We start from the raw sequence: 8,107 nt of genomic DNA, 5'->3' as shown, positions 1-8,107 counted from the left end.
GTGTTCGAGAACGTCAACGTGTACTTGATGTCCTGACCGGCAACAACATTCGAACCCGACGCCGGATCAGAAGACTTCACCACAGCAATCTTCGGTGCCAGGACCGGGTGCTCGGTCGTGACCGGCGGAGGAGTGATCTCCGGACCCGTCGGCGGCTTCGCAGTACCCGTGACCTTGTTGTTGATCAGTGTGCCACCGGCAACACCGTCGTTGACCTTCACCTGATAGGTCAGAACAACCGACTTACCGGCCTCGAGAACACCAGTCCACGAAAGCGTCGTGCCCGAGAGGGTCGGAGCAGCAACAGAAGCACCGTCGACTACTGCCTTCAGTGAACCGTCCACCAGAGCAGCGTTGTCGAGAACCTTCGACAGATCATCGGTCAATACCACCGGATCAAGCGTTGTCTTACCGGTGTTCGTGCCCGTTACGGTGTACGTGATCGTCTGACCAGCATTGACACCGGTACCCGAGGCCGGATCAGCAGTCTTCGCGACAGTGAAACCGGGAACAGAGTGATTCGTCTCCACCGGAGGAGGAGTGATGTCCGGACCCGTCGGCGGCTTCGCGGTGCCGGTGACCTTGTTGTTCAGAACCGTGCCCGCGGCAACACCGTCGTTGACCTTCACCTCGTAGGTGAGGACAACAGACTTGCCTGCTTCGAGAACACCGGTCCACGAGAGCGTGGTGCCTGACAGTGTCGGAGCAGCAACAGGAGCACCGTCGACGGTCGCCTTCAGCGAACCGGGAACGACAGCAGCATTATTGAGAACTGCACCCAGATCATCATTGATCTTGACGGGATCGAGCTTCGTCTTGCCGGTGTTGGCGCCGGTGACGGTGTACTTGATCGACTCGCCGGCCTGAACCGTAGAACCGGAAATCGGATCAGCAGTCTTCGCCAAGGTGAAGCCGGGAACAGAGTGATTCGTCTCCACCGGCGGAGGAGTGATGTCCGGACCCGTCGGCGGCTTCGCAGTACCCGTGACCTTGTTGTTCAGAACCGTGCCCGCGGCAACACTGGCATTGACCTTCACCTGATAGGTCAGAACAACAGACTTGCCTGCCTGAAGATTCGCGGACCACGACAAAGTGCTGCCCGACAATGTCGGAGCAGCAACAGGAGCACCGTCGACGGTCGCCTTCAGCGAACCGGGAACGACAGCAGCATTATTGAGAACAGCGCTCAGATCATCAGTGATCGTCGCGGGAGTCAGGGCCGTCTTACCGGTGTTTGCGCCGGTAACGGTGTACGTAATGGTGTCGCCGGCCTGAACCGTCGAACCGGAAGCCGGATCCGCCGTCTTGGTCAGCGTGAAACCAGGCATGGGATGTGTCGTGCAGAGATTTGTTGCAGGATCACATGTTGTGGGAGGAGTTGTAGTCCCCGGAACCAGATAGTTGTTCAGGACTTTGTTGCCGCCATCTTTGACAGTGACGGTGTATGTGACTGTCCCCTTGCCGCCAGCCGGCAACGTGCCGCCGACCTTGATCTTGTCGGTGCCATTCAATGCGGCGGTGAGTCCGCCGGTTGCGGCCCCGAGCGCGACAGTTCCGTCGTCGATGACGTCAGCGAGGTAGTCCGTGTAGTCGATCGTCGCCGGAGCAGTTCCGGGATTCTCGAAATTCAGAGTGTAGGTGATTGTTTGACCGATATTGACCGTCTCACCGGTAGGTGGTGACGACGACTTCTTCACGAGAACCGGGGTGTTCTTGACCTTGCAGTACACGTTGTCACCCGGTGTAAGTGCTGCCTGCGCAACGTCACCGATCCTGAGTGACTGGGCCACACCGTTCACCTGGCAATCCCATGACGTCGCGTAGTTCGCGGTCTTGGTCGCCGAGGTAGTGGGCTTCTCCCAGAACGTGACAGGAGTAGGTGTCGTATCTGCGAGGAGCGTCCGCCAGCCAGTCGACGCCGTCGTATCAGTAGCGCCGGTTGTGGTGCTCTTGATCTCGGTAGCTGCAGCGGCGCCCGCATCAGCGTGGTGTCCGGTGCTCATGCCGATAGTGAAATCGTCACCGGGGGTCACGCGCGTGAGGTCCTTGTCGATCTTGACCTTCGACAGCAGCACACCGAACGCCAGACCCTGACGCGAGGTGTCCTGAACGGTATTTCCGAAAGTGGCTGCGAAACTTGTCGGAGCAGTCGATGCGACGACCAGCGTTCCGGGCGAGCGTTCTTGGCCATTGACGTAGTTCCACGAATCGCATCGCACAGTGGTGGCGGGCATAGCTGTCAGCCCACCGTCGCAGGCCTGAATTCCGGGGTAGCCAGGAGCATCGGCACCGACGGTACGTGCAATCTGACGCAGAGACTTGTCCGAACTGAAAGTGAGGAATTCACGGTCGTTAGTACGGTTCACATTCGCGTCTGTCGACTCAGCGTCGGCTGCTACGAGACCGTAGTTGTTGACAGGGCCATTCGGCCCCGTCATCACGATGTTCTTCAGCGACACCGTTCCGCCAGACTGTCCATTCACGGACGACGTCTGGTAGATCGCCGGCTTGATCGTCGTCGGCACACCCGTGTACGCGGAAGTTCCCAACGCCGCATAGCTCAACGTGGGGAAAGCTCTAGTTTCGATTCCCTGGTGAGTCTTACCCGCTACCGAGTCGGTGAGGAAAGCCTTGAAGCTGATCTTGTAGCCGTCGGTGAGCTGGATTTCCATCGACTGCCCGGCCGCAGAAGCAGCCGTGGTCGCATTGAGCGTCGACATATCGATCCAGCAGATGTTCTGCGAGAACGGACCGGTACCAGGGGTGCTGAACGCGCAGCCCTTTGCCGGCTGTTCGTCAGGAAGAACAGCGGTGCGAGCCGGTGCCTGAGCCTGTACGGGACCGCCGAGCGTGGTAGCCGGTTGTGCGGACGCAACGACCGCCGTCGCGCCGGAGATACCGAGAATCATCGCGATGGCGGTCCATACCACCGTCCACGCTCGCACCCAGGGCGGTAGCCCTGCGGTGAAGATGACCGACCTAGTCGGCGGTAAGTCGTTAGGCATTTCTTACTCCCCAGGATGTGCCTGATCGATGTTCAGTGGACGGAGATGCGAGAGCGCTGGCGCGAACTCCCGATTGATCGGTTGGTTCGGGTCGATGTGCCTGCATTCGGCTGATCAACCTCGCACCGGACGCTGCTGCCGGTCCTGTCATTCGAGCTCCTCTTCGGAAACACCTGTGTGTTGGAAGAGCCGCCCTGAACAGGACCTTGGCCCTCGAAATCCATGCAAATCGAGAGCAACCTTCCAGTTATCTGAATCAAGATAACAGATAACCGGGAGCTTGCCCATCGAAAGGGAGACAAAGCGGACCGTTTGACGTTTTCGTTCGTAGATCGGACAAGCTGCGTCGAGCGGAGTTGTTCAGACGGACAATTCGGCCGATTTGGCACACCACTGTGACGCTTACGTTGATTTCGACGTTTTTGGCTGAACAGACCGGACGATCGACAACCGCGAGCGGAAGTTAAATCTGGACAAATGACCGATACCTATAACGCCTGTTTGGCGCATCGCGTCGACTTAAACAAGGAGCAGACGAACGGAACCGAATAGGGCCCCGGCGACCGCGCGAGCCCCCGAAATTAAATGAACTGACTCCGATCGAGCCCAGCCACGGCGGCTGGTAACGAAGCGCGATGAAGTCCCGATATTTGAGTAGCAACGCGCCGAATTTGATAGAAACCGGACGGCCACCCTCGATTCGGACCGAACCTCAAGTCCTTTTTCGGCTTTTTCCCGCGAGGAAGTTTTGCTCGTTTTCCGACGCAGTTACTTTTTAATCACGCTCAGCTGGTCGGATGTTCAGCAACCCGGCTACCCTTCGGCAGAATTCTCGTAACCGGAGAGCAACAACCGGACTAACCAACCAAGCGTCGTAAAGACGCCAAAAAGGGCCCTTCCACATGCGCCGAGATGGATACTTCGAGGGCAGAAGGGCCCGAAACGGGCAAAGCGAGGCCTAGCAGCAGAATCTAGCTGCTACCGAACCCCACACTGTTGGCGTAGCGATCGAAATCGCCCTGGGCTCCGCTGTAGACGTTGATGTCGGTATTCCCATTGATACCGGGGATGCGTCCGGTGCTGGTGTACTGCCAGAAAGTCCAGTTGGACCAACCACCGGGTAGCGGCCCCGGGGCGTTCTGCCCGTTGTAGTCAGCGATCCACAGCGGGTAGTGGTTGAACTCGGTGGTGTTGGCCATCTGAGTGCGCCAGAAGTTGGGGTACGTGTAAATGATGGGCTGCCGCCCGGTAAGTGCCTGGACTGTATTGAGGTAGCGATGAGTCCAGTCGATGACCTGTCCGGCAGGCAGTCCCTTTGCGTCCTCGAGATCCAGAACGGGCGGCAGGTCACCAGGTCCGTTGATACCCAAGACGATCGCCGAGTAGAAGGCGGCCTGAGCTTCGGGGGATTGTCGAACATCCGCATAGTGGTACGCCCCGCGTGAGACGCCGGCAGCACGCATGACCAGGCAATCTTGGATGAAGTACGGATTGACGTAGTTGAGCGACTCGGTGGCCTTGACCATCGCGAACTCGTGCCCTGACGCCTTGACCTGGAACCAGTCGATTCCGGTTCCGTCCACGTGCTGCCACGAAGAGACGTCCGGGCCGCGGGGAGCGTCGGCAGCGGCGAGGCCAGGTGCCGTGATCGCGATGGCAGCAGCCATCGCGATCGGAGTGAACTTGCCCAGTGTCCTGACGATCCGTCGCTCGGCCATTTCCCGAGAGTAAGGTTGATTGGTCCGTTTTGTCCGCTATTTCAGGGAATGTTCACTCAACCGAGCCAGTCGAGAACGGCCGCCGCGGTCCACGACTGTTGCATGCTCCCCAACGGTTCTCCGGTGAAAGGCTCGTAGTACTCGGCAAATGTGCCGTCGCTGGCCTGTCTCAACCCCTCAGAACGCAAGACGTGCGATCGCTCGGCCCAACCCCTGCGCGCGAACGCCCACGAGAACAACCACGTGATGACCGGCCACACCGGGCCACGCCAATACTCGCGCGGGCGAAAATCACCGGAAACCGGAGACGTGGACGGCGGGACAGCAAACCGCATGTCCGGGTGACCACAGAATTTGGGCCCCTCGAAAGTGCGCAACAGAGCGCGCTCGGCATCGCGGCTCAGGCCGCCGCACAGCAACGGCGCAAACATCGCGATGGTCTCGGTATGAACCCACCGTCCAGTGCGAAGATCGAAATCCTTTGCTGCACCTGATCGTTCATCGGTGGTGGCAATCACGCCCTGCCGGAATCGATCTGCCCAACCGCGCAGATCACGGACGTCGGAGTTCGGCCGCGAATGCTCCTCACCGATAGTTGCCAAGACGTCGCATGCCATCGAGAAGACTGCACTGACAAACACGTCCTCGACGGCAAAACTCATGGCCGTGGCGAGCTGAGAGTCCTCGTACCGCACGGCCTTCATCTCTTCGAGAAGCCAAAGGTAGCGGTCGTATTCGTGATCCGTGGGACGCTGAGACAGGTCCGTCACCACAGCGAGATCAGCACGCTGATACGCAGGCACTTGTCCCGCAACAACATTCGCGTACGCCAGATCCCACCGCGGAGAGTTGTCCATCCCCGATTCCCACCCGTGATAGAGCGCGATACGGCCGTTGCCGTCGAGATCGCGGGCCTCCGCCAACCACCGGTGCCACCGAACCAGATCGCTCCAGCGCCGGTCGAGGAACTCTTCCGCGACCGCACGCGTCGTACGTCCGTGCCGACGCGAATGATCGAGAATCCGCTGCACCGCAATCGCGTGGACGGGGGGTTGGGTGATTCCCGATGTAGCGGTACCCAGAGGCGCGTGCGCAGCCAAGGCGTTGACGTCCCACCGCGTCGGGCCGGGGAAGTAGCCGTCGACACCGTTCGCGAACACGATGTGCGGAATCATCCCGTTCTTCCACTGAGCAGAGAGCAAAGTATCGAGCTCTACCACCGCCCGCTCGACGCTGAGCGGCGCCAAACCTACCGCGACGAACGCCGCGTCCCAGCTCCACATGTGGGGATACAGCTTCGGGGCGGCGCTGGTCATCGTGCCCAGGTCGTTTCCGCGCAGCAGGTAGGCAGCTCGGGCGGCGAGCTGAGTCGGGGTGAATCCGCGGTCGGCCATAGATGTCTATTTTGCGACGCGTGGAGCCTTTGCGCTCACCGAGCACGAATCGGGCGCGGCAGCCGCAATAATGAAGGAAGTCCGTCAGGTGATCTCGGAGTGGAGGCCTAGTGCGCGAGAAGATCAAAGCACTGCTGTTCGACGTCCAGGGCACAGCGACCGATTTTCACAGCACACTGTGCCGAGAGGCCCGTCGAATCACCGACGCCGACGTCGACTGGTCGCGATTCGTCAATCTCTGGCGCGCTGAATACTTCGCGAACACCTCCGAGGCCGACGACTCCACGGGCGAATGGGTGACAGTACATTCGGTGTACCGCGAGGCTCTGCGCAAGCTGTTGGCCCGCGAGAACATCGAACTTTCCGATGCCGAACAGGAAGAACTCACCACCGCCTGGAAATTCCTGGACCCGTGGCCCGACACTGTCGCCGGCCTGACAACCCTGCGCCAGCAGTACACAATCGCTGCTTTGTCCAACGCTGACGTGAATGCCGCAGTCAGCATCTCCCGGCACGGAAATCTGCCCTGGCATGCCGTCTTCACCGCCGAGATGGCCGGCGTGTTCAAACCCGATCCGAAGATCTACCACCTGGCTGCTCGATACCTCGGCTACGACCCGGCCGAGATCATGATGGTTGCCAGCCACAAATACGACATCCGGGCGGCCAAAGCTCTCGGATTCCGCACCGCCTTCATCGCCCGACCCCTCGAATTCGGAGCCGAGGGCAATCCCGATGTGGCTTTTTCCGACGAGTTCGACATCAACGCCGAGGACTTTCTCGATCTGGCAGCGCAATTGGTGCTCTGATGCCGTGCCCGCGCGTCGTTGCTGGTATTCCTACGTGAAGGAATATCGAAACGGACAGGCGGTTTGGAATTCATGGGCACCAAGGAAGACAGCGCTACCCGCGAACGCAAGGCCCTGCGGTACTCGCTCGTGGTCGCGACGGCGTTGGCTGTACTCGCCGCATTCTGGGGCTGGATCTCGCAGTCCCAGGTGATCCTGCTCGACGGTGTGTACGCCCTCATCGGAATGGTGCTCACGGCGCTGTCGCTGCGGGTCTCGCGGATAGCCGACTCGGGCCCCACCGCACGCTTCCCCTTCGGCAAAGAGGCGTTGATTCCCGTAGTCATCGCCGTCCAGGGCATGGCATTACTGGCGACGCTCGCCTACGCCGCAGTCGAGGCAGTTCGTGTCATCCTCGCGGGCGGGGCCGACGTCACCGCGGGATCGTTGGTGGCATACGGCGCTGTCAGCGCAGTGGTGTCGATCGTCATCTGGCGCTACGTCGGCCAAGTCGACCGCACGTCGGATCTGCTGGTCGCCGAAGCCAGGCAGTGGGGAGCATCGGCTGCCTTCAGCGCGCTGGTTGCCGTCGGCGCTGTCGTCGCAATGATCTTGGGCCGCACAGATTTTTCCGACGCCGACCGATACGTCGACTCCGTCTTGGTCCTCCTCGGCTGCGCGATGTTGGTCCCACAACCGTACGCACTTCTGCGAACCGCACTGATCGAACTCCTCGAAGGCGCTCCCGGAGAACAGGTTCAGACCCGAGTCCGCGAAGCCATTACCGCCGTCCGCGCCGAATTCGGTTTGGACGAACCGACTCTCACGATGAGCAAAGTCGGTCGCAAGCTGTATATCGAAGCGACGTTCATGGTCGCGCCGCACAGCTGGGACATCGACGGTGAAGACGCGGTACGACGCTCGTTCGCCGCCAGCCTCGCCGACCTTCCCTACGAACCATGGCTGAACATCGAACTGACCACAGATCCGGCACTGATGCTCTAGCGACGGAATCTACTCTCGAACAACAGAATCACGTCAATGCGATCGTTTTCGCCTTCCAAAACAATTCCTTGACTCGAAAGTTTGTTCGAGTATGATGGGAGATGGAACGGGGGGTTCTCATGACGATCAACATCACCGACGGTGCTGTCACTGGCAATGATGCTGTCGCCGACGTGGTCAACAGCTCCGCCGTGGGT

5 protein-coding genes are annotated in these 8,107 nt (G+C 60.0%); 2 read left to right on the top strand and 3 right to left on the bottom strand.

What is annotated here, in order from left to right:
- The 3 genes from ACFQ6H_RS29410 to ACFQ6H_RS29400 all read right to left on the bottom strand — a co-directional run.
- The coding region (locus ACFQ6H_RS29410) for an isopeptide-forming domain-containing fimbrial protein (protein ID WP_378650363.1) at positions 1-3,005 on the bottom strand (3,005 nt) is incomplete at its 3' end.
- A gap of 971 nt (positions 3,006-3,976) precedes the next feature.
- Positions 3,977-4,723 (bottom strand): glycoside hydrolase family 25 protein, encoded by a 747-nt coding sequence (locus ACFQ6H_RS29405; protein ID WP_378539838.1) that lies wholly within the window; start codon positions 4,721-4,723, stop codon positions 3,977-3,979.
- A gap of 56 nt (positions 4,724-4,779) precedes the next feature.
- Positions 4,780-6,117: an amylo-alpha-1,6-glucosidase gene (locus ACFQ6H_RS29400; protein ID WP_095973755.1), complete on the bottom strand. Its 1,338-nt coding sequence runs from the start codon at positions 6,115-6,117 to the stop codon at positions 4,780-4,782.
- Between the two features lie 110 nt (positions 6,118-6,227).
- On the opposite strand from ACFQ6H_RS29400, the gene ACFQ6H_RS29395 reads away from it, so the two are divergent.
- A complete protein-coding gene (locus ACFQ6H_RS29395; RefSeq protein ID WP_378632919.1) occupies positions 6,228-6,926 on the top strand; it encodes a haloacid dehalogenase type II in 699 nt (232 codons plus the stop codon).
- A gap of 72 nt (positions 6,927-6,998) precedes the next feature.
- Entirely contained in the window at positions 6,999-7,910 is a 912-nt protein-coding gene (locus ACFQ6H_RS29390; RefSeq protein ID WP_378539841.1) for a cation transporter, read from the top strand.
- Positions 7,911-8,107: the final 197 nt, after the last annotated feature.

Source organism: Rhodococcus sp. NPDC056506 (assembly GCF_042794945.1).
Lineage (GTDB): Bacteria > Actinomycetota > Actinomycetes > Mycobacteriales > Mycobacteriaceae > Rhodococcus_F.
The sequence above is the reverse complement of the archived record's forward strand: the minus strand, read 5'-3'. Positions and strand labels throughout refer to the sequence as shown.